General features: G+C 65.7%; 25 protein-coding genes. All 25 read left to right on the top strand.

What is annotated here, in order from left to right:
- Positions 1 to 215 precede the first annotated feature (215 nt).
- The 25 genes from ACTG4X_RS07995 (at position 216) to hisG (ending at position 26,126) form a co-directional block, all read left to right on the top strand.
- Positions 216 to 1,295 (top strand): pilus assembly protein PilM, encoded by a 1,080-nt coding sequence (locus ACTG4X_RS07995; protein WP_093048533.1) that lies wholly within the window; start codon positions 216 to 218, stop codon positions 1,293 to 1,295.
- Positions 1,292 to 1,912, top strand: a complete 621-nt coding sequence (locus ACTG4X_RS08000; RefSeq protein ID WP_093048536.1) for a PilN domain-containing protein — start codon at positions 1,292 to 1,294, stop codon at positions 1,910 to 1,912. Before ACTG4X_RS07995 ends, ACTG4X_RS08000 begins: the two co-directional genes overlap by 4 nt.
- Before the next feature lie 6 nt (positions 1,913 to 1,918).
- Complete coding sequence (locus ACTG4X_RS08005) at positions 1,919 to 2,596, top strand: type 4a pilus biogenesis protein PilO (protein ID WP_093048539.1); 678 nt, start codon at positions 1,919 to 1,921, stop codon at positions 2,594 to 2,596.
- On the top strand, positions 2,593 to 3,132 hold the full coding sequence (locus ACTG4X_RS08010; protein ID WP_440533567.1) for a pilus assembly protein PilP: 540 nt from the start codon (positions 2,593 to 2,595) through the stop codon (positions 3,130 to 3,132). Before ACTG4X_RS08005 ends, ACTG4X_RS08010 begins: the two co-directional genes overlap by 4 nt.
- Positions 3,129 to 5,285: a type IV pilus secretin PilQ gene (gene pilQ, locus ACTG4X_RS08015; RefSeq protein WP_440533568.1), complete on the top strand. Its 2,157-nt coding sequence runs from the start codon at positions 3,129 to 3,131 to the stop codon at positions 5,283 to 5,285. The genes ACTG4X_RS08010 and pilQ overlap by 4 nt, the downstream gene beginning before the upstream one ends.
- A 23-nt stretch (positions 5,286 to 5,308) precedes the next feature.
- On the top strand, positions 5,309 to 5,857 hold the full coding sequence (locus ACTG4X_RS08020) for a shikimate kinase (RefSeq protein ID WP_093048548.1): 549 nt from the start codon (positions 5,309 to 5,311) through the stop codon (positions 5,855 to 5,857).
- A gap of 35 nt (positions 5,858 to 5,892) precedes the next feature.
- A complete protein-coding gene (gene aroB, locus ACTG4X_RS08025; RefSeq protein WP_179830475.1) occupies positions 5,893 to 7,002 on the top strand; it encodes a 3-dehydroquinate synthase in 1,110 nt (369 codons plus the stop codon).
- The gene (locus ACTG4X_RS08030) at positions 6,999 to 8,129 is read left to right on the top strand and encodes a deoxyguanosinetriphosphate triphosphohydrolase (protein WP_440534373.1); all 1,131 of its coding nucleotides are present in this window, start codon (positions 6,999 to 7,001) and stop codon (positions 8,127 to 8,129) included. Before aroB ends, ACTG4X_RS08030 begins: the two co-directional genes overlap by 4 nt.
- Positions 8,126 to 9,385 (top strand): MFS transporter, encoded by a 1,260-nt coding sequence (locus tag ACTG4X_RS08035; protein ID WP_097199965.1) that lies wholly within the window; start codon positions 8,126 to 8,128, stop codon positions 9,383 to 9,385. The genes ACTG4X_RS08030 and ACTG4X_RS08035 overlap by 4 nt, the downstream gene beginning before the upstream one ends.
- Complete coding sequence (locus ACTG4X_RS08040) at positions 9,382 to 9,957, top strand: DUF1415 domain-containing protein (protein WP_097199964.1); 576 nt, start codon at positions 9,382 to 9,384, stop codon at positions 9,955 to 9,957. The genes ACTG4X_RS08035 and ACTG4X_RS08040 overlap by 4 nt, the downstream gene beginning before the upstream one ends.
- On the top strand, positions 9,954 to 10,847 hold the full coding sequence (locus tag ACTG4X_RS08045) for a class I SAM-dependent methyltransferase (protein WP_093048558.1): 894 nt from the start codon (positions 9,954 to 9,956) through the stop codon (positions 10,845 to 10,847). The genes ACTG4X_RS08040 and ACTG4X_RS08045 overlap by 4 nt, the downstream gene beginning before the upstream one ends.
- Positions 10,848 to 10,879: 32 nt before the next feature.
- Positions 10,880 to 11,575: a transposase gene (locus tag ACTG4X_RS08050; protein WP_097199963.1), complete on the top strand. Its 696-nt coding sequence runs from the start codon at positions 10,880 to 10,882 to the stop codon at positions 11,573 to 11,575.
- Between the two features lie 186 nt (positions 11,576 to 11,761).
- Complete coding sequence (locus ACTG4X_RS08055; protein WP_097199962.1) at positions 11,762 to 16,516, top strand: glutamate synthase-related protein; 4,755 nt, start codon at positions 11,762 to 11,764, stop codon at positions 16,514 to 16,516.
- Positions 16,517 to 16,550: 34 nt separating this feature from the next.
- The gene (locus ACTG4X_RS08060; RefSeq protein ID WP_097199961.1) at positions 16,551 to 18,029 is read left to right on the top strand and encodes a glutamate synthase subunit beta; all 1,479 of its coding nucleotides are present in this window, start codon (positions 16,551 to 16,553) and stop codon (positions 18,027 to 18,029) included.
- Positions 18,030 to 18,129: 100 nt separating this feature from the next.
- On the top strand, positions 18,130 to 18,960 hold the full coding sequence (locus ACTG4X_RS08065) for an ABC transporter ATP-binding protein (RefSeq protein ID WP_440533569.1): 831 nt from the start codon (positions 18,130 to 18,132) through the stop codon (positions 18,958 to 18,960).
- Complete coding sequence (gene mlaE / locus ACTG4X_RS08070; protein ID WP_093048571.1) at positions 18,957 to 19,739, top strand: lipid asymmetry maintenance ABC transporter permease subunit MlaE; 783 nt, start codon at positions 18,957 to 18,959, stop codon at positions 19,737 to 19,739. Before ACTG4X_RS08065 ends, mlaE begins: the two co-directional genes overlap by 4 nt.
- Before the next feature lie 41 nt (positions 19,740 to 19,780).
- Entirely contained in the window at positions 19,781 to 20,269 is a 489-nt protein-coding gene (mlaD, locus tag ACTG4X_RS08075) for an outer membrane lipid asymmetry maintenance protein MlaD (protein ID WP_093048574.1), read from the top strand.
- A 26-nt stretch (positions 20,270 to 20,295) separates the two neighbouring features.
- The gene (locus ACTG4X_RS08080) at positions 20,296 to 21,033 is read left to right on the top strand and encodes an MlaA family lipoprotein (protein ID WP_179830474.1); all 738 of its coding nucleotides are present in this window, start codon (positions 20,296 to 20,298) and stop codon (positions 21,031 to 21,033) included.
- Between the two features lie 156 nt (positions 21,034 to 21,189).
- Positions 21,190 to 21,846, top strand: coding sequence for an MlaC/ttg2D family ABC transporter substrate-binding protein (locus tag ACTG4X_RS08085; RefSeq protein ID WP_093048580.1), 657 nt, complete (start codon positions 21,190 to 21,192; stop codon positions 21,844 to 21,846).
- 13 nt (positions 21,847 to 21,859) lie between these two features.
- On the top strand, positions 21,860 to 22,135 hold the full coding sequence (locus ACTG4X_RS08090) for an STAS domain-containing protein (RefSeq protein ID WP_093075871.1): 276 nt from the start codon (positions 21,860 to 21,862) through the stop codon (positions 22,133 to 22,135).
- A 33-nt stretch (positions 22,136 to 22,168) separates the two neighbouring features.
- Entirely contained in the window at positions 22,169 to 23,116 is a 948-nt protein-coding gene (locus ACTG4X_RS08095; protein WP_093048586.1) for an ABC transporter ATP-binding protein, read from the top strand.
- Positions 23,113 to 23,877 carry an ABC transporter permease gene (locus tag ACTG4X_RS08100; protein ID WP_258350966.1) on the top strand — a complete coding sequence of 255 codons (765 nt, stop codon included), beginning with the start codon at positions 23,113 to 23,115 and terminating at the stop codon, positions 23,875 to 23,877. Before ACTG4X_RS08095 ends, ACTG4X_RS08100 begins: the two co-directional genes overlap by 4 nt.
- 22 nt (positions 23,878 to 23,899) lie before the next feature.
- The gene (locus tag ACTG4X_RS08105) at positions 23,900 to 24,142 is read left to right on the top strand and encodes a BolA family protein (protein WP_093048598.1); all 243 of its coding nucleotides are present in this window, start codon (positions 23,900 to 23,902) and stop codon (positions 24,140 to 24,142) included.
- Positions 24,143 to 24,183: 41 nt separating this feature from the next.
- Positions 24,184 to 25,488: a UDP-N-acetylglucosamine 1-carboxyvinyltransferase gene (murA, locus tag ACTG4X_RS08110; protein WP_097199959.1), complete on the top strand. Its 1,305-nt coding sequence runs from the start codon at positions 24,184 to 24,186 to the stop codon at positions 25,486 to 25,488.
- Complete coding sequence (gene hisG, locus ACTG4X_RS08115; protein WP_093048604.1) at positions 25,485 to 26,126, top strand: ATP phosphoribosyltransferase; 642 nt, start codon at positions 25,485 to 25,487, stop codon at positions 26,124 to 26,126. The genes murA and hisG overlap by 4 nt, the downstream gene beginning before the upstream one ends.
- The last annotated feature ends 8 nt before the right edge of the window (positions 26,127 to 26,134 follow it).

Genomic DNA, 26,134 nt, shown 5'->3' on the forward strand with positions numbered 1-26,134 from the left:
TTATAAAAAGCCGTCCTCTTTTCACGATCCGATCTTTGCTGCCCTTGCATCGCCATAATTCAAAAGTTACAAAATGCGGATTTGACGTCAGGTTTTGACAACGCTTCAGGGTTTTGCCCCCCAGCGCTGCTTGGTTGCCGCTACGCCTGCTGCTAGCATGCAACCGAACGCACATTTTTCTATTGGTTACAAATACAGGGGGAGAGGGACTTAACTTGGCTGCTCTTGGATCATTGTTTCGTCGTCAGAACGCTCCCCTGCTTGGGCTGGATGTCAGTTCGTCCAGCGTCAAGCTGGTCGAGCTCGGCCGTGAGGCCAGCGGCAAGCTGGTCCTGGAGCGCTGTGCCATCGAGCCCCTGGAACGTGGCTGGATCACTGACGGCAACGTCGAGAAATTCGACGAGGTGGCGGAAGCCGTCCGGCGCGTCGTCCGCAAGAGCGGCACGCGCACGCGCAATGTGGCGCTTGCACTGCCGCCGTCGGCCGTGATCACCAAGAAGATCATTCTTCCGGGCGGCATGAGCGAGCAGGAGCTCGAGATTCAAGTCGAGTCCGAGGCCAACCAGTACATCCCGTTCTCGCTGGACGAAGTCAGTCTCGACTTCTGCGTCACGGGGCCGAGCGCCACGTCCGCCGGCGACGTGGAAGTGCTGATTGCCGCGTCCCGCAAAGAAAAGGTGCAGGATCGCGAAGGCCTGGCGGAAGCCGCCGGCCTGAAGGCGATGATCCTCGACGTCGAGTCTTATGCATCGCGCCTGGCAACCGCCCGCCTGATCGAGCAACTACCCGGCAAGGGCGTGGATTCGATCGTGGCGCTCTTCGAAGTGGGTGCCTTTACCACCAGCATGCAGGTGCTTCGCAACCAGGAAGTGCTGTATGACCGCGATCAGGCATTCGGCGGCGCCCAGCTTACGCAACTGATCGTGCGCCAGTACGGTTTTTCCGCTGAAGAAGCCGAAGCCAAGAAGCGCAGCGGCGATCTGCCCGACGACTACGGTTCCGGTGTGCTCAAGCCTTTCGTGGAAGGCATCGCGCAGGAAATCGCGCGTGCGCTCCAGTTCTTCTTCACGAGCACGCCGCACAACCGTGTCGACTATGTGTTGCTGGCGGGTGGATCGGCATCGCTGCCGGGCCTGACCAACGCCGTGACGCGACAGACCTCGTTCGCCTGCTCGCTCCTGAATCCCTTTGACGGCATGGACTTCAGTTCGAACATCCGCGAGAAGAAGGTTCGTCGCGAGGCGCCGTCCTATCTGACCTCTTGCGGGTTGGCCATGCGGAGGTTCCTGCAGTGATCCTCATCAATCTGCTTCCGCACCGCGAAGCTGCACGCAAGCGGCGGCGCGAGGCTTTCTTTGGCACATTGGGCGCCGCAGCGGTGCTCGGTCTTCTGATTGCTGGCTTGGGCTACCTCTGGTTCGAAGCCCAGATCGCGGCGCAGCAATCGAAGAACAGCTTTCTCTCGGCTGAGATCAAGAAGCTCGAGGTCGAGATCAAGGAAATCTCGACGCTGCAGGAAGAAATCGCAGCGCTGCGCGCGCGCCAGCAGGCCGTCGAAGACCTGCAGGGCGACCGTAACCTGCCTGTGCACCTGCTCAACGAACTGGTCCGGCAACTGCCCGATGGCGTCTACCTGACCAGCATGAAGCAGGACAACCAGACGGTCACGCTGCAAGGCATGGCCCAGTCGAACGAGCGGGTCTCGGAGTTGCTGCGCAACCTGGGCAACAACAGCCCATGGCTCGTGAAGCCGGAGCTGGTCGAAATCACGTCGGCAAACGTGAACCTGAATCCGCGCGACCAGCGCCGTGTGGCGAACTTCACGATGCGCATTGGCCTGAAACGCCCCACCGATGCTCAAAAGGCCGCTGCCGAAAAGGCCTTGGCCGCAACGGCGCAATCCAAGGGGTAACCGATCATGGCAAGCAATCGCCCCTCCCAAAAAATAGATGTCGGCGCTGCGCTGCAGCGTTTCGGCGAACAGTTCCGCGGGCTCAATCCGAACGACCCGTCGATGTGGCCGCCGGTGCCCCGGTACGCGCTCTGCCTGGCGGTCACCGCGCTGGTACTGGTTGCCTTGTGGTTCGTCTGGCTGACCAATTCGAACGACGAACTCGAAAGCGAGCGTTCCAAGGAAGTTGCGCTCAAGGCCGACTACCAGAAGAAGGTGGCCCAGGCGGCCAACCTCGAACTGCTTAAGAAGCAGCGCGAACAGGTCCAGCAGTACGTGACCCTGCTCGAGAAGCAGCTGCCCAGCAAGGCTGAAATGGACGCTCTGCTGTCGGACATCAACCAGGCAGGCCTTGGCCGCAGCCTTCAATTCGAGTTGTTCCGTCCTGGCACGGTGTCGGTCAAGGATTACTACGCCGAACTGCCGATCGCCGTCCGCGTGACTGGGCGGTATCACGACATGGGCGCCTTTGTAGCCGACGTTGCCGGCCTGTCGCGCATCGTGACGCTGAACAACATCACCGTCACCCCGCAAAAGGACAAGGACGTGCTGACGATGGACACCACCGCACGCACCTTCCGCTACCTCGATGATGACGAGCGGGCTGCACAGAAGCGCGCCGCTGCGCCGAAGGCGAAGAAATGAAGATCGCCGCCAAAGTACTGTGGCTGACGATGGCCGCGCTGGGGCTGAGCGCCTGCGACTCGGCTCAGGACGACCTGCAACGCTGGATGGCCGAGCAACGCGCTCAGGTGAAGCCCTCGGTACCCCCCATTTCGGAGCCCAAGAAGTTCACGCCGCAGGCCTACACCGAAGCCTCGTCGTTCGAACCTTTCAACATCCTGAAGCTGACGCAGGCGCTGCGCCGCGACTCGAACCAGCCGAGCACGTCGGAGCTGATCGCACCCGAACTGGCTCGCCGCAAGGAGGCGCTCGAAGCCTTCCCGCTCGACTCGATGGCGATGGTCGGCAGCATGAACCGCAACGGCCAGCCGGTGGCGCTGGTCCGTGTCGACAAGCTGCTCTACAAGGTGCGCGTCGGCGAATACCTGGGACTCAACTACGGGCGCATTACCCGTATCAACGAAACCGAAGTCGCCTTGCGTGAAATCGTGCAAGACGCCGCCGGTGAATGGATCGAACGCGTCGCGACGCTGCAGCTGCAAGAGAGTGCGAAATGAACCAAAACAAATCAACGATGGCACAGTGGCTGCGCGCTGCCGGCCTGGGTCTGCTGGCCTTCGGTGCATTGGCCGTGGCCCATGCGCAAAACGCCATCGAGGCCGTGACCAGCTCGACACAGTCCGGTGCGGAAGTGATCCGCATCGACCTTGCGCAGCCGCTCACCGCGGTGCCCGCCGGGTTTGCCGTGCAAACGCCGGCTCGCATTGCGCTCGATTTCCCGGGTGTCACGAACGCCATCGGCCGCTCTGCCATCGAAGTGAACCAGGGCAACCTGCGCTCGGTGAACGTGGTCCAGGCCGGTGAACGCAGCCGGGTGGTGCTGAACCTGAAGCAGGCGACTGCGTACAAGGCCGAGATCCAGGGCAAGTCGCTGCTGGTCATTCTCGAACCGGTGGCCGGTTCGGCGCTTGTCACGTCTGCCGCCACGACTTTCGCGGAAAACCGCAACCGGGACATGTTGCCGTTGCGCGACGTCGATTTTCGCCTCGGCGCCGACAGCACGGGCCGCGTCATCGTCGATCTTCCGAACAACCAGGTCGGTGTCGACGTCAAGCAACAAGGCAAGAACCTCGTTGTGGAGTTCACCAAGTCGACGCTGCCAGAGGGGCTGCGCCGCCGCCTCGATGTGGCCGACTTCGGAACGCCGGTCCAGCTGATCACCTCGCAGCAATCGGGCGACCGCGTCCGCATGACGATCGAAGCCAAGGGCGACTGGGAGCACAGCGCCTACCAGAGCGAGAACCAGTTCGTGGTCGAAGTCCGCGCCCGCAAGGTCGATCCGACCAAGCTGACGCAAGGCGTCGGCTACAACGGCGAGAAACTGTCGCTCAACTTCCAGAACATCGAAATCCGTTCGCTGCTGCAGGTGATTGCCGACTTCACGAACTTCAACATCGTGACCTCGGACTCGGTGAGCGGCGCGCTGACTCTGCGACTGAAGGACGTGCCCTGGGACCAGGCCCTGGACATCATCATGCAGGCGAAGAACCTGGGCATGCGCAAGAACGGCAGCGTGCTGTGGATCGCGCCCAAGGATGAAATCAACGCCAAGGAAAAGCTCGAATTCGAGGCCAAGGCTGCGATCGAGAATCTGGAGCCACTGCGGACCCAGTCGTTCCAGCTCAATTACACGAAGGCGATCGCCATCGCGCAGGGGTTGACGGGCACCGGTGCTTCATCGGGCGGTGGCGGTGGCGGTGGTGGAGGTGCGACGACACGTATCCTGAGCCCCCGCGGCAGCGTCATCGCCGAGTCGCGCACGAACCAACTCTTCGTGTCGGACATCCCGTCGCGCCTGGCTCAGGTGACCGAGCTGATCCAGAAATTGGACATCCCTGTTCGCCAGGTGCTGATCGAAGCCCGGATCGTCGAAGCCTCTGACACCTTCGGCAAGTCGCTCGGTGTGCGACTGGGCGGCGGTATCTCGGGCGAGCGCTTTGCCTCGTCCGCTGGGAATCGGGCCTATGGCAACGTTGGCGTAATGCCCGTCGTCACGGCGGGCACCAACGGTGGCGCCAGCACTGCCACCACCACTTGGACCAATTCCAACTTCATCAACCTCCCGGCAGGCGATGCGGGCGGTACCGGCAACGCGGCAGGCACCTTCGCGATCTCGCTCTTCAATTCGAGCTTCTCGCGCATGCTGAACCTCGAGATCTCGGCGCTCGAAGCCGACGGCAAGGGCAAGCTGGTTTCCAGCCCCCGCGTCATCACGGCCGACCAGACCAAGGCGCTGATCGAGCAGGGTGAAGAAATCCCGTACCAGCAGGCCACGTCCAGCGGTGCTACCTCGATCTCGTTCCGCAAGGCGGTGCTGAAGCTCGAAGTCACGCCGCAGATCACGCCGGAAGGCAACATCATCCTGACGCTGGACGTGAGCAAGGACGCCCGCGGCGTGAATACCTCGGCAGGTCCGGCAATCAACACCAAGCACGTGCAGACCGAGGTGCTGGTGGAGAACGGCGGCACGGTCGTCATCGGTGGTATCTTCGAGCTCACCGAAACCAATGACGAATCGCGCGTGCCGGTGCTGGGTGAAGTGCCCTACCTGGGGGCACTGTTCCGCAAGCGCGAACGCGTTGCCAACAAGACCGAAATGCTCGTCTTTATCACCCCGAAGATGATTACCGACCGCAACGCCGCGCGCTGACGCGCGGGCGTAGCAGCCACCGCGTGGCGGTCGCACTCGTCGGCTTGCCCGGCGCCGGAAAATCCGCAGTGGGCCGGCGCCTGGGGATGCGGCTGGACCTGCCGTTCATCGACACCGATCACGTGATCGAGCAGCGCATAGGCTGCTCGATCCGCGATTACTTCGAGCGCGAGGGCGAAGTGGCCTTCCGGGACCTCGAGCAAACCGTGATCGCCGACCTGGCCGCCAATGCCCAGGGCGTGCTGGCGACCGGAGGCGGCGCGGTGCTGCGGGAGGCCAACCGCACCCAGTTGCGCGATCACTTCCACGTGATCTACCTGCGCTCCTCCCCCGAAGACCTGTTCCGGCGCCTGCGCCACGACGTCAAGCGGCCCCTGCTGCAGGTGGCCGACCCGTTGGGTCGGCTGCGCGAACTGCACGATGCGCGCGACCCGTTCTACCGGGAAACGGCCCACGACGTGGTCGATACCGGTCGCCCGTCGATCGCCATGCTGGTGAACATCATCGTGATGCAGCTCGAATTGGCAGGTGTCGTCGAGCCGGGTGCCCACCCCGAAGAGCCCCCCGCCTGAGCCCGCCCGGGCCGCAGCGCCTAAACTCGCTGCCCATGTCCCTGCCCGTACTTTCCGCTCCGCCAGAACGCGTCGACATCCAGCTCGGCGACCGCAGCTACCCGATCCTGATCGGTGCCGGCCTGCTGGACGACCCCGAGAGCTTTGCCGTCACGCCCGCCGCGGCCACGGCCCTGATCGTCAGCAACACCACAGTGGCGCCGCTTTACGCCAAGGCGCTGCAGACTGCCCTGGCGGGCCGTTTCCGTACCGTGCACTTGCTCGAGTTGCCCGACGGCGAGGTCTACAAGAACCTGCAGACCCTGAACCTGATCTTCGACGACCTGCTGGGCCATGGCAGCGACCGCAAGACCGTGCTGTTCGCCCTGGGCGGCGGCGTGGTGGGCGACATGACCGGCTTCGCCGCCGCCAGCTACATGCGCGGCGTGCCTTTCGTGCAGGTGCCGACCACGCTGCTGGCGCAGGTCGATTCCTCGGTCGGCGGCAAGACGGCCATCAACCACCCGCTTGGCAAGAACATGATTGGCGCGTTCTACCAGCCGCAACTCGTCGTGTGCGATCTGTCCACGCTGCAGACGCTCCCCCCGCGCGAACTGAGCGCCGGCCTGGCGGAAGTCATCAAGTACGGCCCGATCCACGACATGGCCTTCTTCGACTGGATCGAGGCGAACATCGACGCCCTCGTTGCGCGGGACCCGGCCGCGCTGGCCTACGCCGTCAAGCGCAGCTGCGAGATCAAGGCGCTGGTGGTCGGCCAGGACGAGCGCGAAACCGGCCTGCGCGCGATCCTCAACTTCGGCCACACCTTCGGCCACGCGATCGAATCGGGCCTCGGCTATGGCGAATGGCTGCACGGCGAGGCCGTCGGCTGCGGCATGGTCATGGCAGCGCACCTGTCGCAGCGGCTCGGCGGCGTCGATGTTGCCTTCGTCGAGCGGCTCGCGCGCCTGATCGAGCGCGCCGGTCTGCCCATCGTCGGCCCCGCGCTGGGAGCCGAGCGCTATCTGGAGCTGATGCGTGTCGACAAGAAATCGGAAGCCGGCGAGATCCGCTTCGTGGTGATCGACCGACCCGGCTCCGCCGTGGTCCGCAGCGCGCCCGACGCGCTGGTGCGCGAAGTGCTCGCGCAGTGCTGCGCGGGATGAGCCTCGCGGCCTATGCCTGCCTGCCCGCGCAGTCGCGCGGCCGTCGGCATGCCGAGCCGCCCGCACCCACGCGCGATGCCTTCCAGCGCGACCGCGACCGCATCGTGCATTCCACGGCCTTTCGCCGGCTGGTCTACAAGACGCAGGTGTTCCTGAACCACGAGGGCGACCTGTTCCGCACCCGGCTCACGCACTCGCTGGAAGTCGCCCAACTGGGCCGTTCGATTGCCCGGGCCCTGCGCATCAACGAAGACCTGGTCGAGGCGATTGCCCTGGCGCACGACCTGGGCCACACGCCCTTTGGCCATGCGGGCCAGGACGCGCTCAACGACTGCATGGCCGGGCATGGTGGCTTCGAGCACAACCTGCAGAGCCTGCGCGTGGTCGATGCGCTGGAGCACCGCTACCCACAGTACGACGGACTGAACCTCAGCTTCGAGACCCGCGAGGGCATCCTCAAGCACTGCTCCCGCGCGAATGCGGAGCGTCTGGAGGCGGCTGAGCCCAACGGCGTGGCCCGGCGGTTTCTCGACCGCACGCAGCCGGGGCTCGAGGCGCAGCTGTGCAATCTCGCCGATGCCATTGCCTACAACGCCCACGACATCGACGACGGCGTGCGCTCGGGGCTCATCAGCGTCGAGCAACTGTCCGAGGTCGAGCTGTTCGAGCGCCATCGCCGCGAGGCGCTTGCCGAGCATCCGCAGTTGCAGGGCCGGCGCGTGCTCTACGAAACCATCCGGCGCATGCTGAGCGCGCAGGTCTACGACGTGATCGACGCGACGCGCGCGGCGCTCGAAGCCCTCGCGCCGGTCGATGCCGACGCGGTGCGCAAGGCCCCGCCGGTCGTCGCGTTCAGCGGCGCCATGCAGGCCCAGTCGGAAGACCTCAAGCGTTTTCTCTTCCACAACCTCTACCGGCACCCGCAGGTCACCCAGACCACCGATCAGGCGCGTGACGTGGTGCGGGAGCTGTTCGAGGCCTATCTCGAGCGCGGTGCCGAAATGCCAACTTCCTTCGCCGAGCGCGGTGACAGGCACCGAGCCGTGGCTGACTACATCGCCGGCATGACCGACCGTTTCGCTGTGCGCGAGCACGAGCGGCTCACCGGCCGCCGGGGGATCGCGTGAGTTCCGTCGCAGCACGTCCGCGCGTTCCCGCCGCGGCCTTCGCCGTCCTGCTGGGCGGCGTCAGCGGGGCCTTGCATCTGGGCAAATTGCCGCCGGCCGTTCCGGCGCTGCAGGCATCGCTCGGCATCGGCCTGGTCGAGGCGGGATTCCTGTTGTCGCTGGTTCAGGTCGCGAGCATGACCCTGGGGCTGCTGGTCGGGCTTGCGGCAGACACCATCGGTCTGCGCCGCAGCATGCTGACGGGGCTGTTCGTGCTGACGGTCGCGAGCCTGCTGGGTGGCCTGGTCGGCACCAGCGCAGATGGCGGCGCGCACGCCGTGCAATGGCTGCTTCTGCTGCGCGGCATCGAAGGCATCGGCTTCCTGCTGGCGGTCATGCCGGGACCGGGGCTGATCCGCGCCTTGACCCCGCCGGGCGCGGACAAGGCTGCGCTGGGCCTCTGGGGCGCCTACATGCCGCTCGGCGTGGCCTTGGCGCTGCTGCTTGGGCCCGCCCTGATCGCCTGGGGCGGTTGGACGGGCTGGTGGTGGGCGCTGTCGGTCGTGTCGGCCGGTGCGGCGCTCTGGGTGTGGACGGTCGTGCCTGCTGATCGGACTCGTCAGGCAGCGGCAGGCCAGCCCAGCGAAGGCTGGTCATCGCGCCTGCGCGCCACTGTCGGTGCGCGCGCGCCCTGGCTGGTTGCGCTGACGTTCGCCGTGTACTCGTCGCAGTGGATGGCCGTCATCGGCTTCCTGCCCGCCATCTATGCGGGTGCGGGGGTGCCGGCTGCCTGGAACGCAGTGCTCACCGCGATCGCAGCCGCCATGAATATCGTCGGCAACATCGCCGGTGGCCGCTGGCTGCAGCGCGGCGTGGCGCCGGAGCGCCTGCTGCAGCTCGGTTTCCTGACGATGGCGCTGGGCGGCGTGGCCGCCTTCGCGCAAACAGGGCAGGGCACCGATGCCCTGGGCCTGCCGCCCGCGCTGCGCTACATCGCCGTCTGCGCCTTCTCGTTGGGCGGCGGCATGGTGCCGGCCACGCTGTTCCTGCTGGGGGTGCGTCTGGCGCCCGGGCCCACCACCGTGTCGACGACCGTCGGCCTCATGCAGCAGGCGTCCTCGCTCGGCCAGTTCCTGGCCCCACCCGCGGTGGCGTGGCTGGCCCATCGTGTAGGCGGCTGGCACTGGACCTGGACGGCCACGCTGGCCTGTTCGCTGGCCGGCATGGCGATCGCTCGGCGCCTGGGGCGGATTCGCCCTGTGGCGGAGATGGCATGACCCATCCGACGACAATTGCAGCCGCCCAGGCCGAAGCCGACACGCGGCGCTGGCTCGAACGTGCGGTGATCGGCCTCAACCTGTGTCCCTTCGCAAAGGCTGTGCACGTGAAGGCGCAGATCCACTACGCCGTGTACGAACCCGCCGAAGCGGCCGACCTGATGGACGCGCTGCTGGCCGAAGCCAAAGACCTCGCGGCGCTCGACGCCGCCGTGCGCGACACCACACTTCTGATTGCACCGAACACCTTGGCCGATTTCCTGGACTTCAACGATTTCACGGCGCGTGCGGAACGCCGGCTTGCGCGCGCCGGTTTCGACGGCGTGTTCCAGCTGGCGAGCTTTCATCCGCAGTTCCAGTTCGCTGGCACCGAAGCCGACGACATTGGCAACGCCACCAACCGCACGCCATACCCCACGCTGCACCTGCTGCGCGAGGACAGCGTGAGCCGCGCGGTCGAGGCGTTCCCCGAGGCGGAGGCCATCTTCGAGCGCAACATCGACACGCTCGAAGCGCTGGGGTCCGATGGCTGGGCGGCGCTCGACGTCGGCCCCGGGAGTGCCAGGCCATGAACACCAAAGCCGCATCGAAACCGGTGACGAAGACGAACAAGGCCGCCAAGGCTGATGCCGAACTGGCCGATGCCCTGCGCCCTGGCCAGTCCGTCGAGCTGCTCAAGGAACTGCACATCCTCACCCGCGAGGGGCGCCTCAACCAGGACTCGCGGCGCAAGCTCAAGCAGGTCTACCACCTGTTCCAGTTCATCGAGCAACTGCTGCGCGAGCTGCCGGAAGAGGGCGCAGGCGCCACGCTGGCCGACCATGGCGCGGGCAAGTCGTACCTCGGCTTCATCATCTACGACCTGTTCTTCCGGGCGCGGCAGGGCAGCAGCGGCCATGTCTACGGCATCGAGACGCGTGGCGAACTGGTCGAGCGCTCACGCGCGCTGGCGCAGCGGCTGGGCTTCGACCGCATGTCGTTCCTGAACCTCACTGTGGCCGAATCGGCGCAGGCAAGCGAGCTGCCGGAGCAGATCGACGTGGTCACCGCGCTGCACGCCTGCGACACCGCCACCGACGATGCCATCGCCTTCGGCCTGGCCAAGAAGGCGCGCTGCATGGTGCTCGTGCCCTGCTGCCAGGCCGAAGTGGCCGCCTGCCTGCGCGAAACCAAGGCGCTGGCGCTTTCGCGCACCCCGCTGGCCGAGCTGTGGCGCCATCCGCTGCACACGCGCGAAATCGGCAGCCAGCTCACCAACGTGCTTCGCTGCCTGTATCTCGAAGCCAACGGCTACAGCGTCACCGTGACCGAACTGGTCGGCTGGGAGCACAGCATGAAGAACGAACTGATCCTGGCGCGCTACACCGGCCAGCGCAAGGCGAGCGCAGCGACGCGGCTGCGCGAGTTGCTGGCGCAGTTCGGGCTCGACACGCTGGGCGACACGCGCTTCCGTCTCGCCTGAGCGCCGGCGCGCAACTCGCGTCCGCAGACCCCATGGCCCGTCTTCCCCGCCTCACGCTGGCCGACATGCCGCACCACGTGATCCAGCGCGGCAATAACCGCCAGCCGATCTTCATGGACCGCGCGGATCACGAGAAGCTGCTCGCGCTGCTGGCCGAAAACGCCACGCGCTTCGGTATCGCGCTGCACGCCTATGTGCTGATGGACAACCACTTCCACCTGCTGGCCACGCCCAGCAGCACCACCGGCCTGCCGCAGTTCATGCAATCGGTAGGCCGCAGCTACGTGCGCTACTTCAACGACCGCCACGGCCGCAGCGGCACGCTGTGGGAGGGGCGCTACCGGTCGACGTTGATCCAGACCGACCGCTACCTGCTGACCTGCATGGCCTACATCGACCTCAACCCGGTGCGGGCGGGCATGGCGGCCGATGCGCGCGACTTCCCATGGTCCAGCCACGGCCACTACGCCGGCCTGCGGCATGACCGGCTGCTGACGCCCCATCCGCTGTACTGGGAGCTCGGCAACACGCCGTTCGCGCGGGAGGCTGCGTATGTCGAGTTGGTGCGCGGCGGGGTACGCGCGGCCGACCAGAGCGCGCTGACCGAAGCCACCTTGCGCGGCTGGGCTGCCGGTGACGACGATTTTCTCGATGGTCTGCAGAAGTCCACCGACCGCCGCGTGGTCAAAGCCAAGGCCGGCCGGCCGCCTTCGAACACCTCATCCTGAGCTGAAAAGCGGCGCCAATCTGTTGTGCCGTGTGGTCTTTTTGCTCCTGTTTTTGATATGTCCCTAATTTAATTCCGAGAAGAAAACTCAACATTTAATAAGAATCTGACCCCTATTAAAGTGTTTGGCATTCTTTGTGCATCGCAATATGCTCCCTTTCCCTGCGAAAACTGAAGGAGCGCGCCCATGACGACGGCTGCCGAGATTCAACATCTCCAAGAACACGGTCTGTATTCCGGTGCCGACGAGCACGATGCCTGCGGCGTCGGCTTCGTTGCACACATCAAGGGCGAGAAAAGCCATGCCATCGTGCTGCAGGGCTTGAAGATCCTCGAAAACCTCGACCATCGCGGCGCAGTGGGCGCTGACAAGCTGATGGGCGACGGCGCCGGCATCCTGATCCAGCTGCCCGACCACCTGTACCGCGAAGAAATGGCGAAGCAGGGCGTCACGCTGCCCCCGCCGGGCGAATACGGCGTCGGCATGATCTTCCTGCCGAAGGAACACGCCTCGCGCGAAGCCTGCGAGCAGGAGATGGAACGCGCCATCAAGGCCGAAGGCCAGGTGCTGCTCGGCTGGCGCGATGTGCCGGTCAACCGCGACATGCCCATGTCGCCCACCGTGCGCGAAAAGGAACCGCTGCTGCGTCAGGTCTTCATCGGCCGCGGCAACGACGTGATCGTGCAGGACGCGCTGGAGCGCAAGCTCTACGTGATCCGCAAGACCGCCAGCGCCAACATCCAGCGCCTGAAGCTCAAGCACAGCAAGGAATACTACGTTCCCAGCATGTCGAGCCGCACCGTGGTCTACAAGGGCCTGCTGCTGGCCGACCAGGTCGGCACCTACTACCTCGACCTGCAGGACAAGCGCTGCGTCTCGGCCCTGGGCCTGGTGCACCAGCGCTTCTCGACCAACACCTTCCCCGAGTGGCCGCTGGCCCACCCGTACCGCTACGTCGCCCACAACGGCGAAATCAACACGGTCAAGGGCAACTACAACTGGATGAAGGCCCGCGAAGGCGTGATGTCGTCGCCGGTTCTGGGCGCCGACCTGCAGAAGCTGTACCCCATCAGCTTCGCCGGCCAGTCCGACACCGCCACCTTCGACAACTGCCTCGAGCTGCTGACGATGGCCGGCTACCCCATCAGCCAGGCCGTGATGATGATGATTCCCGAGCCCTGGGAACAGCACGCCACCATGGACCCGCGCCGCCGCGCGTTCTATGAATACCACGCCGCCATGCTCGAGCCGTGGGACGGCCCGGCCTCCATCGTCTTCACCGACGGCCGCCAGATCGGCGCCACGCTCGACCGCAACGGCCTGCGCCCGTCGCGCTACTGCGTGACCGATGACGACCTGGTCATCATGGCGTCGGAATCGGGCGTGCTGCCCGTGCCCGAGCAGAAGATCGTGCGCAAGTGGCGCCTGCAGCCCGGCAAGATGTTCCTCATCGACCTGGAGCAGGGCCGCATGATCGACGACGAGGAGGTCAAGGCCACCCTTGCCAACAGCAAGCCCTACAAGCAGTGGATCGAGAACCTGCGCATCAAGCTCGACAGCGTGAAGGCCGAGCCGGTCTCCGCGCCGCTGAGCCAGGTCGCGCTGCTCGATCGCCAGCAGGCCTTCGGCTACACCCAGGAAGACATCAAGTTCCTGATGAGCCCGATGGCCCAGGCCGGCGAAGAAGGCATCGGCTCCATGGGCAACGACAGCCCGCTGGCCGTGCTCTCGAGCAAGAACAAGCTGCTGTACAACTACTTCAAGCAGTTGTTTGCGCAGGTGACGAACCCGCCGATCGACCCGATCCGCGAAGCCATCGTGATGTCGCTGGTGTCCTTCATCGGCCCCAAGCCGAACCTGCTGGACATCAATCAGGTCAACCCGCCGATGCGGCTCGAAGTGAGCCAGCCGATCCTCGACTTCGCCGACATGGCGAAGCTGCGCGACATCGGCAAGTACACGCAGGGCAAGTTCAAGAGCTACGCGCTCGACATCACCTACCCGCTCGCCTGGGGCGACGAAGGCGTCGAGGCCAAGCTGGCCTCGCTGTGCGCCGAAGCGGTGGACGCCATCAAGGGCGGTCACAACATCCTGATCGTGAGCGACCGCGGCGTGAGTCCGACGCAGGTGGCCATTCCCGCCGTGCTGGCCCTGTCGGCCGTGCACCAGTACCTCGTTCGCGAAGGCCTGCGCACCACCGCCGGCCTCGTCGTCGAAACCGGGTCGGCGCGCGAAGTGCATCACTTCGGCGTGCTGGCGGGCTACGGCGCCGAAGCCGTGCACCCCTACCTCGCCATGGAAACGCTGGCGGCCATGCACGCCGACCTGCCGGGCGACCTGAGCGCCGACAAGGCGGTCTACAACTACGTCAAGGCCATCGGCAAGGGTCTGTCGAAGATCATGTCGAAGATGGGTGTCAGCACCTACATGAGCTACTGCGGCGCGCAGCTGTTCGAAGCCATCGGCCTGAACAGCGAGACGGTGAACAAGTACTTCACCGGCACCGCCAGCCGCGTGGAAGGCATCGGCGTCTTCGAGATCGCCGAGGAAGCCATCCGCATGCACAAGGCCGCCTTCGGTGACGACCCCGTGCTCTCCAACATGCTCGACGCTGGCGGCGAATACGCCTGGCGCACGCGCGGCGAAGAGCACATGTGGACGCCCGACGCCATCGCCAAGCTGCAGCACAGCACGCGCTCCAACAACTGGAACACGTACAAGGAATACGCGCAGCTCATCAACGACCAGAACCGCCGCCACCTCACGCTGCGTGGCCTGTTCGAGTTCAAGATCGATCCGGCCAAGGCCATTCCGGTGGACGAAGTCGAGTCGGCCGCTGACATCGTCAAGCGCTTCGCCACCGGCGCGATGTCGCTCGGCTCGATCAGCACCGAGGCGCACTCCACGCTCGCCATTGCCATGAACCGCATCGGCGGCAAGAGCAACACCGGCGAAGGCGGTGAAGACCCGGCGCGCTACCGCAACGAGCTCAAGGGCATCCCGATCAAGTTGGGCGACACGCTCAAGAGCGTGATCGGTGCCGAGAACGTCGAGGTCGACCTGCCGCTGAAGGACGGCGACTCGCTGCGTTCGCGCATCAAGCAGGTGGCATCGGGCCGCTTCGGCGTCACGGCCGAGTACCTGCATTCGGCCGACCAGATCCAGATCAAGATGGCGCAGGGCGCCAAGCCGGGCGAGGGCGGCCAGCTCCCGGGCGGCAAGGTCACCGAGTACATCGGCAAGCAACGCTATGCCGTGCCGGGCGTGGGCCTCATCTCACCGCCGCCGCACCACGACATCTACTCGATCGAAGACCTGGCGCAGCTCATTCACGACCTGAAGAACACCGCGCCGCACGCCAGCATCAGCGTCAAGCTGGTGAGCGAGATCGGCGTCGGCACCATCGCGGCCGGCGTGGCCAAGTGCAAGAGCGACCACGTCGTGATCGCCGGCCATGACGGCGGCACGGGCGCTTCGCCCTGGTCGTCGATCAAGCACGCGGGCAGCCCGTGGGAAATCGGCCTGGCCGAAACGCAGCAGACGCTGGTGCTCAACCGCCTGCGCAGCCGCATCCGCGTGCAGGCCGACGGCCAGATGAAGACCGGCCGCGACGTCGCCATCGGCGCGCTGCTGGGCGCCGACGAGTTCGGCTTTGCCACCGCGCCGCTGGTGGTCGAGGGCTGCATCATGATGCGCAAGTGCCACCTGAACACCTGCCCGGTGGGCGTGGCCACGCAAGACCCGGTGCTGCGCAAGAAGTTCTCGGGCAAGCCCGAGCACGTCGTCAACTACTTCTTCTTCGTTGCGGAAGAAGTGCGCCAGATCATGGCCCAGCTCGGCATCCGCAAGTTCGACGACCTGATCGGCCGCGCCGACCTGCTCGACATGCGCAAGGGCATCGAGCACTGGAAGGCTTCGGGCCTGGACTTCAGCCGCCTGTTCGCGCTGCCTAACGTGCCGGCCGACGTGCCGCGCTTCCATGTCGAGAACCAGGACCACGGCCTCGACAAGGCGCTGGACGTGAAGCTCATCGAGAAGTCGCGCCCCGCCATCGACAAGGGCGAGAAGGTGCAGTTCATCGAGGTGGCGCGCAACGTCAACCGCTCGGTGGGCGCAATGCTCTCGGGCGCGCTGACCAAGGTGCATCCGCAGGGCCTGCCTGACGACTCGATCCGCATCCAGCTCGAAGGCACGGGCGGCCAGTCGTTCGGCGCCTTCCTGGCACGCGGCATCACGCTGTACCTGATCGGCGACGCCAACGACTACACCGGCAAGGGCCTTTCGGGCGGCCGCGTGGTGGTGCGCCCCAGCCTCGACTTCCGCGGCGAAGCGGTGCGCAACACCATCGTCGGCAACACCGCGCTGTACGGCGCGACCACCGGCGAGGCCTACCTGTGCGGCGTGGCCGGCGAGCGCTTTGCGGTGCGCCTGTCGGGCGCCACGGCGGTCATTGAAGGCACCGGCGACCACGGTTGCGAATACATGACCGGCGGCACGGTGGCCGTGCTCGGCAAGACGGGCCGCAACTTCGCGGCCGGCATGAGCGGCGGCGTTGCTTTCGTCTACGACGAAGACGGCCAGTTCGCCACGCGCTGCAACCTCTCGATGGTCTCGCTCGACAAGGTGCTGACCTCGGCCGAGCAGACCGCGAGCGTGCATCGCAAGATCTGGCACGGCGGCGTCACCGACGAGGCGCAGCTGAAGAAGCTGCTCGAAGAGCACCACCGCTGGACCGGCAGCAAGCGCGCACGCGAGCTGCTCGACAACTGGGCCGTGTCGCGCACGAAGTTCGTGAAGGTGTTCCCGAACGAATACAAGCGCGCGCTGGCCGAGCTGCACGACCGCAAGGTCGAACTCACCAGCAGCGGCAACAACGCGCACATCGGCCTCGAGCCGCACGCGCTGGCCCCTGCACCGCAAACGGCCCCGGCTTCGGTCTGAGCGCCCACGAGTACAGAGAACAAAGGAAAGCACGATGGGAAAGATCACCGGCTTCATGGAGCATGAGCGTGTCGAAGAGGGCTACAAGCCCATCGAAGAGCGCGTCAAGCACTACAAGGAATTCGTCGTCGGCCTGAACGCCGAACAGGCCAAGGTGCAGGGCGCGCGCTGCATGGACTGCGGCACGCCGTTCTGCAACAGCGGCTGCCCGGTCAACAACATCATTCCGGACTTCAACGACCTCGTGTACCGCAACGACTGGCAAAACGCCTTCGCGGTGCTCGACTCGACCAACAACTTCCCCGAGTTCACCGGCCGTATCTGCCCCGCGCCCTGCGAGGCAGCCTGCGTGCTCAACGTGAACGACGACGCGGTCGGCATCAAGTCGCTGGAGCACGCGATCATCGACCGCGCCTGGGACGAAGGCTGGGTGGCGCCGCGCGTCGCCAAGCACAAGACCGGCAAGAAGGTGGCGGTGGTGGGTTCGGGGCCGGCCGGCATGGCGGCTGCGCAGCAACTCGCGCGCGCCGGCCACGACGTGACGCTGTTCGAGAAGAACGACCGCGTCGGCGGCCTGCTGCGCTACGGCATCCCCGACTTCAAGATGGAGAAGTCGCACATCGATCGCCGCGTCGAGCAGATGAAGGCCGAAGGCGTGACCTTCCGCACCGGCGTGATGGTCGGCGCCGCGAAGGACCCGCTGGGCAAGGGCTCCAAGGTCACGAACCTGGCCAAGGAAACCGTCACGCCCGAGCAACTGCAAAAAGAATTCGATGCCGTGCTGCTCACGGGCGGCGCAGAGCAGTCGCGCGACCTGCCGGTGCCCGGCCGCGACCTCGACGGCATCCACTTCGCGATGGAGTTCCTGCCGCAGCAAAACCGCGTCAACGCGGGCGACAAGGTCAAGGGTCAGCTGCGCGCCGACGGCAAGCACGTGATCGTCATCGGCGGCGGCGACACCGGCTCCGACTGCGTGGGCACCAGCAACCGCCATGGCGCGGTCAGCGTCACGCAGTTCGAGCTGATGCCCCAGCCGCCCGAGGAAGAAAACCGCCCGCTGACCTGGCCGTACTGGCCGATCAAGCTGCGCACCAGCTCCAGCCATGAAGAGGGCTGCGAGCGCGAGTTCGCGATCTCCACCAAGGAATTCATCGGCGAAAAGGGCAAGGTCACCGGCCTGAAGACCGTTCGTGTCGAATGGAAGGACGGCAAGATGCAGGAAGTGGCCGGCAGCGAGCAGATCCTCAAGGCCGACCTGGTGCTGCTCGCGATGGGCTTCATCAGCCCCGTGGCCACCGTGCTCGACGCCTTCGGCGTGGAGAAGGACGCCCGCGGCAACGCCAAGGCCACGGTCGACTTCATCGGCGGCTATGTCACCAACATTCCGAAGGTTTTTGCCGCCGGCGACATCCGCCGCGGACAGTCACTGGTGGTGTGGGCCATTCGTGAAGGCCGTCAGGCCGCGCGCTCGGTGGATGAGTTCCTGATGGGGTTCAGCGACCTGCCGCGCTGAATTTTGTTTCAATTTCGCGGGGCCGGTCACGGCCCCGTTATCATCCGCGTCAAACCGCATGCCGGGATGCTTGAAAAAGCGCCCCGGCTTTTTTATTGAGATGGACCCAGCCGCACCACTGCCACATCCCTTCGTAGAGTTCCGCGACGTCAAGTTCGGCTATGGCGCACGCGCCATCCTCGACGGCGTTTCGTTCTCCGTGCCGCGAGGCAAGGTAACGGCCCTGATGGGAGCATCGGGCGGTGGCAAGACCACGGTGCTGCGCCTGATCGGCGGACAGCAGAAGGCCCAGCGCGGCGAGGTGCTCTTCGACGGCCAGGATGTCGGCAAGTTCGATGCAAGCGCGCTCTACGCGGCGCGGCGTCGCATGGGCATGCTCTTCCAGTTCGGCGCGCTGTTCACCGACATGACCGTGTTCGACAACGTGGCGTTCCCGCTGCGCGAGCACACACAACTCTCCGAAGCGCTGGTGCGCGACGTGGTGCTCATGAAGCTCGACGCCGTCGGCCTGCGCGGCGCGCGCGACCTGATGCCCAGCGAGGTGTCGGGCGGCATGGCGCGGCGCGTGGCGCTGGCGCGTGCCATTGCGCTCGACCCAGATCTCGTGATGTACGACGAACCTTTCGCCGGGCTCGATCCGATCTCGCTCGGCACCGCCGCGCGTTTGATCCGCCAGCTCAACGACACGCTGGGGCTCACCAGCATCATCGTGTCGCACGATCTCGAAGAAACCTTCCGCATCGCCGACCACGTGATCATCCTGGCCAACGGCGGCATCGCCGCGCAGGGCACGCCCGACGAAGTGCGCCACAGCGCCGACCCGCTGGTTCATCAGTTCGTCAATGCGCTGCCCGACGGGCCAGTGCGTTTCCACTACCCGGGCGTCAGCATCGAGGACGACTTCGGCAATGTCGAAGGAGGGCGCTCATGAGCTGGTGGAAGCCTGCCGACGTCGGCTTCGGCGTGCGCCGCCATCTGGCCAACCTGGGCTATGGCGCGAAGCTGTTCATGCGCCTGGTCGGCCCGGGCGCGCAGATCATGCGCCGCTTCGGACTGGTGCGTGACCAGATCCATTTTTTGGGCAACTACTCGCTCGCGATCATCGGCGTGTCGGGGCTGTTCGTGGGCTTCGTGCTCGGGCTGCAGATGTATTACGCGCTGCAGCGCTACGGTTCTTCCGAAGCGCTCGGCCTGCTGGTCACGCTGAGCCTGGTGCGCGAGCTCGGGCCCGTGGTGGCGGCCTTGCTGTTCACCGGGCGCGCGGGGACGTCGCTCACCGCGGAGATCGGTCTCATGAAGGCTGACGAGCAGCTGAGCGCCATGGAGATGATGGCGGTCGACCCGGTGCAGCGCATCCTCGCGCCGCGCTTCTGGGCCGGCGTCATCACCATGCCACTGCTGGCGGCGGTGTTCAGCGCGGTCGGCATCATGGGCGGCTACGTGGTGGGCGTGCTGATGCTGGGCGTGGACCCGGGCGCGTTCTGGGGCCAGATGCAGGGCGGCGTCGACGTGTGGCGCGACGTCGGCAACGGTGTCATCAAGAGCATCGTCTTCGGCTTCACCGTGACCTTCATCGCGCTGCTGCAGGGCTACGAAGCCCAGCCCACGCCCGAAGGCGTGTCGCGTGCGACCACGCGAACCGTGGTGTCGGCATCGCTGGCAGTGCTGGGGCTGGACTTCCTGCTCACCGCCATGATGTTCAGTATCTAAAAGAGGCTCGGCCTCCATCGTTCTAGACAGAGAGTCAAACCATGCAACGTTCCAACAACGACATCTGGGTCGGCCTGTTCGTCCTGATCGGCGCTGCGGCGCTGCTGTTTCTCGCGCTGCAGTCGGCCAACCTGCTGAGCCTGAACTTCCAGAAGACCTATTCGGTGACCGCGCGCTTCGACAACATCGGCGGGCTCAAGCCGCAAACCGCTGTGAAGAGCGCGGGGGTTGTGGTCGGCCGCGTGGAGTCCATCTCCTTCAACGACAAGTCCTTTCAGGCCGACGTCACGCTGGCTTTGCAAAACCGCTACAGTTTTCCCAAGGACAGTTCGCTCAAGATCCTGACCAGTGGCCTGCTCGGCGAGCAGTACATCGGGATCGAGGCGGGCGCCGAGGACAAGAACTTGCAGGCCGGCGACACCATCACCTCGACCCAATCGGCCGTGGTGCTTGAAAACCTGATCAGCCAGTTTCTGTACAGCAAGGCAGCCGAAGGCAATTCGACGCCTGGAACAGCCAACAAGAAATGAAAACACGATCTTTTTTGTCTTCTGCTATGAATAACGTAGCAATTCGCGCCCGTTGGGTGGGCGCAGCAGCTTTTTTTGCACTGGTGGCCGGTTGCGCCACCGGACCCAACGCCAATCCGGCCGACCCCCTCGAGCCGTTCAACCGCGGGGTCTCGCGCTTCAACGACACCGTTGACGACGCAGTGCTCGTTCCCGTGGCCACGGCCTACCAGAAGGCGCTGCCTTCGATGGTGCGCACCGGCGTGAACAACTTCTTCGGCAACATCGGCGATGTCTGGAGCCTGGCCAACAACGTGGCCCAGCTCAAGCTGCAGAACAGCGCCGAGACCTTCATGCGCCTGAACGTCAACACCTTCTTCGGGCTCGGCGGCCTGCTGGACGTTGCGACCGAGGCCGGCATTCCCCGCCACGAGGAAGACTTCGGCCAGACGCTGGGCTACTGGGGCGTGGGCCCGGGTCCGTACGTCGTGCTGCCGCTGCTGGGCTCCTCGACGCTGCGCGACACCGCGGCCAAGCCGCTCGACATGTACGGCGACCCGCTGGGCTATGTGGAAGACATCCCCTGGCGCAATTCGCTGACCGTGCTGCGCATCGTCGACACGCGCTCGCAATACCTGCGCGCGAGCCGTCTGCTGGGCGATGCGGCGCTCGACAAGTATTCGTTCACGCGCGATGCGTTCCTGCAGCGCCGCCGCAGCCAGGTCTACGACGGCAATCCGCCGGACGACGGCGGTGGCAGTGACGGTGGTGGCAGCGACAAGTAAGCCGCAAGAGGAGGGGGCGCTGCTTGCATCCGGTTGCAAGGCTTCACCTCCCGGACAGGAACCCGGTCGGCCCCAGGGGGCTCGAATCCGTTCCTGTCTCAGCACCCGGTTTTTTCGGGTGCCTGCAGATTTTCAAACTTGAATGAGGGACTCTTCATGAACAACAAGACCTTGCAACGTCGCGATCTCGGCCGCCTGGTGCTGGCCGGCGCCCTGCTGTTCGGTGCGGCTGTCGCCTTCGTCCAGCCCGCCCGTGCCGCCGATGAAGCGCCTGATGCGCTCGTCAAGCGTCTTTCGACCGACGTGCTCGAAACGATCAAGGCCGACTCGTCCATCAAGTCGGGCGACGTCAACAAGATCATGCTGCTGGTCGACAGCAAGATCATGCCCAACGTCAACTTCCAGCGCATGACGGCCTCGGCAGTCGGCCCGGCCTGGCGCACTGCAACGCCCGAACAGCAAAAACGCCTGCAGGACGAGTTCAAGGCGCTGCTGGTGCGCACTTATGCCGGCGCGCTCGACCAGGTGACCGACCAGACCGTCACCATCCGCCCGTTCCGCGGCTCGCCCGACGACAAGGACGTGCTGGTGCGCACCGAGGTCCAAGGCCGCGGCGATCCGGTGCAGCTCGACTACCGCCTTGAAAAGACCCCCGGCCAGGGCGCCGGCTGGAAGGTCTACAACCTGAATGTGCTGGGCGTGTGGCTGGTCGACACCTACCGCACCCAGTTCGCGCAGGAAATCAACAAGAGCGGCATCGACGGCCTGATCGCCGCGCTGGCCGCGCGCAACAAGGGCAACGGCAAGGGCTGACCGGGCGCACGCGATGCTGGTCCTGCCCACCCGACTCACCCACGACGAGGCCCCCGCCTGCATGCGCATGCTGCAGCAGGGGCTGAAAGGCCAGGGCGACTCATCGTCCACCGTGGTCGACGCGACCGCACTGGCCCAGTTCGATTCTTCGGCGCTGGCCGTGCTGCTCGAATGCCGGCGCGAATCGAGCGCGCTGGGCCGCGGTTTTTCGGTCAAGGGTCTGTCGCCCAGGCTGCGCGAACTCGCGGCGCTGTATGGCATTGCGGGCCTTTTGCCCGCCGCGCCCTGAAAAAGTAACGGCCCCTTAAAATCGCGGGCTCCCATGCCCGCGATTTCATTTCAATCGGTCTCCAAGACCTACCCCCCCTCCAGACAGCAAAAAGCCCAGGGCAAGCCAGGGCTCAAGGCCGTCGACGAGGTCAGCTTCCAGATCGAACCGGGCGAGTTCTTCGGCCTGCTCGGCCCGAACGGCGCGGGCAAGACCACCCTGATCAGCATGCTCGCGGGCCTGTCGCGGCCCACGGCCGGCGCCATCAGCGTCCACGGCTTCGACGTGCAGCGCGACTTTGCACAGGCGCGCCGCCAGCTCGGCATCGTGCCGCAGGAGCTGGTGTTCGACCCCTTCTTCAACGTGCGCGAATCGCTGCGCATCCAGTCGGGCTACTTCGGCATCAAGAACAACGAGGCCTGGATCGACGAGCTGCTGCAAAGCCTGGGCCTCGCCGACAAGGCCACGGCCAACATGCGCCAGCTCTCGGGCGGCATGAAGCGCCGGGTGCTGGTGGCACAGGCGCTGGTGCACAAGCCGCCGGTGATCGTGCTCGACGAGCCCACGGCCGGCGTCGACGTCGAACTGCGCCAGACGCTCTGGCAGTTCGTCGCCCGGCTCAACAAGCAGGGCAGCACCGTGCTGCTCACCACCCACTACCTCGAAGAGGCCGAGGCGCTGTGCAGCCGCATCGCGATGCTCAAGCAGGGCCGCGTGATCGCACTCGACCGCACCAGCGAACTGCTGAAATCGGCCGCGAGCAACGTGCTGCGTTTCAAGACCGACGCCATGCTGCCCTGGGCCATTGCCCAGCACGCGCGCATCACCGGGCGCATCGTGCAGCTGCCGGCGCAGAACGCCCATGAAGTCGAACAACTGCTGGCCGCGATCCGCGAAGCCGGTGTCGCGGTGGAAGACGTGGAAATGCGCAAGGCCGACCTGGAAGACGTGTTCATCGACCTGATGGCGGGCGAGCAAACCCCGCTGGAGGTGGCGCGATGATGGCCGTCACCGGTTGGCGCGCGCTGCTCTACAAGGAGACGCTGCGTTTCTGGAAGGTCGGCTTTCAGACCGTGGGGGCGCCGGTGCTCACCGCGCTGCTGTACCTGATGGTGTTCGGCCATGTGCTCGAAGACCACGTGAAGGTCTACGGCACGGTCGGCTACACGGCCTTCCTGGTGCCCGGCCTCGTGATGATGAGCGTGCTGCAGAACGCCTTTGCCAACAGCTCGTCGTCGATCATCCAGAGCAAGATCATGGGCAACCTGGTCTTCGTGCTGCTCACGCCGCTGTCGCACTGGGGCTGGTTCTTCGCCTATGTGGGCTCGTCGATCATCCGCGGGCTGGCCGTGGGGCTGGGCGTGTTCGTCGTGACGGTGCTGTTCGCGCAGCCGAGTTTCGTTGCGCCGGTCTGGATCATCGTGTTCGCGCTGCTGGGCTCGGCCATGCTGGGCACGCTGGGCCTCATCGCCGGTCTCTGGGCCGAGAAGTTCGACCAGATGGCGGTGTTCCAGAACTTCCTGATCATGCCCATGACCTTCCTGTCGGGCGTGTTCTATTCGATCGGCTCGCTGCCGCCGTTCTGGCAAAGCGTGAGCCATCTGAACCCGTTCTTCTACATGATCGACGGCTTCCGCTACGGCTTCTTCGGCGTGAGCGACGCCTCGCCCTGGCTGAGCCTGGGCATCGTCGGCACCGCCTGGCTGGTGGTGAGCGCGATTGCCGTCCACCTGCTTCGCATCGGCTACAAAATCCGGGGCTGAACAAAGCCTCTTCCCACACCCCATGACCGCCGAACAACTCCAGGCCCTGATCCAGTCCCATCTCCCGTGCGAGCACATCACGCTCGAGGGCGATGGCCGACATTGGTACGCCACCATCGTCTCGGCCGAATTCGAGGGCAAGCGCTCGATCCAGCGCCATCAGCGGGTCTACGCCACCCTCGGTGCGAAAATGCACACCGACGAGGTGCACGCGCTTTCGATGAAGACCTACACGCCGGCCGAATGGGCGGCAGTGGAAAAATAACTCCCGGCCCCTCGTGGCCTCCTGACTTCGCTGGAACTTCGATGGACAAACTTCTGATTCGCGGCGGGCGAGAGCTCCGCGGCGAAGTACTCATTTCCGGCGCCAAGAACGCCGCGCTGCCCGAGCTGTGCGCGGCGCTGCTGACCGACCAGCCTGTGACGCTGCACAACGTGCCGCGCCTGCAGGACGTGTCGACCATGCTCAAGCTGGTGCGCAACATGGGCGTGACGGCCGAGCGCGATCCGAACGAGAAGGACGGCGGCACCGTCCGCCTGAATGCCGGCGACCTCGGCAACCCCGAGGCGCCCTACGAGCTGGTCAAGACCATGCGCGCCTCCGTGCTGGCCCTGGGCCCGCTGCTGGCGCGCTTCGGCCATGCCAGGGTGTCGCTGCCGGGCGGCTGCGCCATCGGCTCGCGGCCGGTCGACCAGCACATCAGGGGCCTGCAGGCCATGGGCGCAGAGATCGTGGTCGAGCACGGCTACATGGTCGCGCGCCTGCCCGAAGGCCGCACCCGCCTGAAGGGCGCGCGCATCCTGACCGACATGGTCACCGTCACCGGTACCGAGAACTTCCTCATGGCAGCCGCGCTGGCCGAGGGCGAAACGCTGCTCGAAAACGCCGCGCAGGAGCCCGAGATCGTCGACCTCGCCGAAATGCTGATCCGCATGGGCGCGAAGATCGAGGGCCACGGCACCAGCCACATCCGCATCCAGGGCGTCGAGAAGCTGCACGGCTGCGAGCACGCCGTGGTGGCCGACCGCATCGAGGCTGGCACTTTCCTGTGCGCCGTAGCTGCCACGGGCGGCGAGGCCTTCCTGCGCCACGCGCGCGGCGACCACCTCGACGCCGTGATCGACAAGCTGCGCGACGCGGGCTGCACCGTCGCCTCCGAAAAAGACGGCGTGCGCATCAGCTCCAAGGGCCCTGCCTACGAACACCTGAAGGCGCAGAGCTTCAGCACCACCGAGTACCCGGGCTTCCCGACCGACATGCAGGCCCAGTTCATGGCCCTGAACGTGATCGCGCGTGGCGCCTCGATGGTCACCGAGACCATCTTCGAGAACCGTTTCATGCACGTGAACGAGATGGTGCGCCTGGGCGCACGCATCCACGTCGAGGGCAAGGTGGCGATGGTCGAGGGCGTGCAGCAGCTCTCGGGCGCCACCGTGATGGCCACCGACCTGCGCGCCTCGGCCAGCCTGGTCATCGCCGGCCTCGTGGCCGAGGGCGAGACGCTGGTCGATCGCATCTACCACCTCGACCGGGGCTACGACCGCATGGAGTCGAAGCTGCGCGGCCTGGGCGCCGACATCGAACGACTGACCGGAGCTGCCGCCGCATGATCACGCTAGCCCTCTCCAAAGGCCGCATCTTCGAAGAGACGATGCCCCTGCTGGCCGCCGCCGGCATCGAGGTCACCGAAGACCCCGAGAAGTCGCGCAAGCTGATTCTCGAAACCACCCGCCCCGACGTGCGCGTGGTGCTGGTGCGCGCCTCCGACGTGCCCACCTACGTGCAGTACGGCGGCGCCGACCTCGGCGTGACCGGCCTCGACGTGCTGCTCGAGCACGGCAACCAGGGCCTGTACCAGCCGCTCGATCTGCGCATCGCCGCCTGCCGCCTGAGCGTGGCCGTGCGCGCCGACTACGACTACGCCTCGGCCGTGAAGCAGGGCTCGCGCCTGCGCGTGGCCACCAAGTACGTCGGCCTTGCGCGCGACTTCTTCGCCAGCAAGGGCGTGCACGTCGACCTGATCAAGCTCTACGGCAGCATGGAGCTGGCGCCGCTCACCGGCCTGGCCGACGCCATCGTCGACCTGGTCTCGACCGGCAACACGCTCAAGGCCAACCATCTCGTCGAGGTGGAGCGCATCATGGACATCAGCGCGCGCCTCGTGGTGAACCAGGCCGCACTCAAGCTCAAGCGCGAGCCGATCCGCCGCATCGTCGACGCGTTTGCGTCAGCCATTCCCACCGCCTGAACCTCAAG

Origin of the sequence: Variovorax sp. YR566, from assembly GCF_051992195.1 — a bacterium.
Taxonomy (GTDB): Bacteria; Pseudomonadota; Gammaproteobacteria; order Burkholderiales; family Burkholderiaceae_C; genus Variovorax.

Excerpts from the sequence above, each read along its gene's own strand:
- ACTG4X_RS08090 (WP_093075871.1), top strand. The coding sequence starts at position 21,860 with ATGCTGGTCCTGCCCACCCGACTCACCCACGACGAGGCCCCCGCCTGC.
- mlaE (WP_093048571.1), top strand. The coding sequence starts at position 18,957 with ATGAGCTGGTGGAAGCCTGCCGACGTCGGCTTCGGCGTGCGCCGCCAT.
- ACTG4X_RS08065 (WP_440533569.1), top strand. The coding sequence starts at position 18,130 with ATGGACCCAGCCGCACCACTGCCACATCCCTTCGTAGAGTTCCGCGAC.
- hisG (WP_093048604.1), top strand. The coding sequence starts at position 25,485 with ATGATCACGCTAGCCCTCTCCAAAGGCCGCATCTTCGAAGAGACGATG.
- ACTG4X_RS08050 (WP_097199963.1), top strand. The coding sequence starts at position 10,880 with ATGGCCCGTCTTCCCCGCCTCACGCTGGCCGACATGCCGCACCACGTG.
- ACTG4X_RS08100 (WP_258350966.1), top strand. The coding sequence starts at position 23,113 with ATGATGGCCGTCACCGGTTGGCGCGCGCTGCTCTACAAGGAGACGCTG.
- aroB (WP_179830475.1), top strand. The coding sequence starts at position 5,893 with ATGTCCCTGCCCGTACTTTCCGCTCCGCCAGAACGCGTCGACATCCAG.
- ACTG4X_RS08105 (WP_093048598.1), top strand. The coding sequence starts at position 23,900 with ATGACCGCCGAACAACTCCAGGCCCTGATCCAGTCCCATCTCCCGTGC.
- ACTG4X_RS08045 (WP_093048558.1), top strand. The coding sequence starts at position 9,954 with ATGAACACCAAAGCCGCATCGAAACCGGTGACGAAGACGAACAAGGCC.
- ACTG4X_RS08005 (WP_093048539.1), top strand. The coding sequence starts at position 1,919 with ATGGCAAGCAATCGCCCCTCCCAAAAAATAGATGTCGGCGCTGCGCTG.
- ACTG4X_RS08095 (WP_093048586.1), top strand. The coding sequence starts at position 22,169 with ATGCCCGCGATTTCATTTCAATCGGTCTCCAAGACCTACCCCCCCTCC.
- ACTG4X_RS08040 (WP_097199964.1), top strand. The coding sequence starts at position 9,382 with ATGACCCATCCGACGACAATTGCAGCCGCCCAGGCCGAAGCCGACACG.
- ACTG4X_RS08055 (WP_097199962.1), top strand. The coding sequence starts at position 11,762 with ATGACGACGGCTGCCGAGATTCAACATCTCCAAGAACACGGTCTGTAT.
- ACTG4X_RS08080 (WP_179830474.1), top strand. The coding sequence starts at position 20,296 with ATGAATAACGTAGCAATTCGCGCCCGTTGGGTGGGCGCAGCAGCTTTT.
- mlaD (WP_093048574.1), top strand. The coding sequence starts at position 19,781 with ATGCAACGTTCCAACAACGACATCTGGGTCGGCCTGTTCGTCCTGATC.
- ACTG4X_RS08010 (WP_440533567.1), top strand. The coding sequence starts at position 2,593 with ATGAAGATCGCCGCCAAAGTACTGTGGCTGACGATGGCCGCGCTGGGG.
- pilQ (WP_440533568.1), top strand. The coding sequence starts at position 3,129 with ATGAACCAAAACAAATCAACGATGGCACAGTGGCTGCGCGCTGCCGGC.
- ACTG4X_RS08085 (WP_093048580.1), top strand. The coding sequence starts at position 21,190 with ATGAACAACAAGACCTTGCAACGTCGCGATCTCGGCCGCCTGGTGCTG.
- murA (WP_097199959.1), top strand. The coding sequence starts at position 24,184 with ATGGACAAACTTCTGATTCGCGGCGGGCGAGAGCTCCGCGGCGAAGTA.
- ACTG4X_RS08030 (WP_440534373.1), top strand. The coding sequence starts at position 6,999 with ATGAGCCTCGCGGCCTATGCCTGCCTGCCCGCGCAGTCGCGCGGCCGT.
- ACTG4X_RS08060 (WP_097199961.1), top strand. The coding sequence starts at position 16,551 with ATGGGAAAGATCACCGGCTTCATGGAGCATGAGCGTGTCGAAGAGGGC.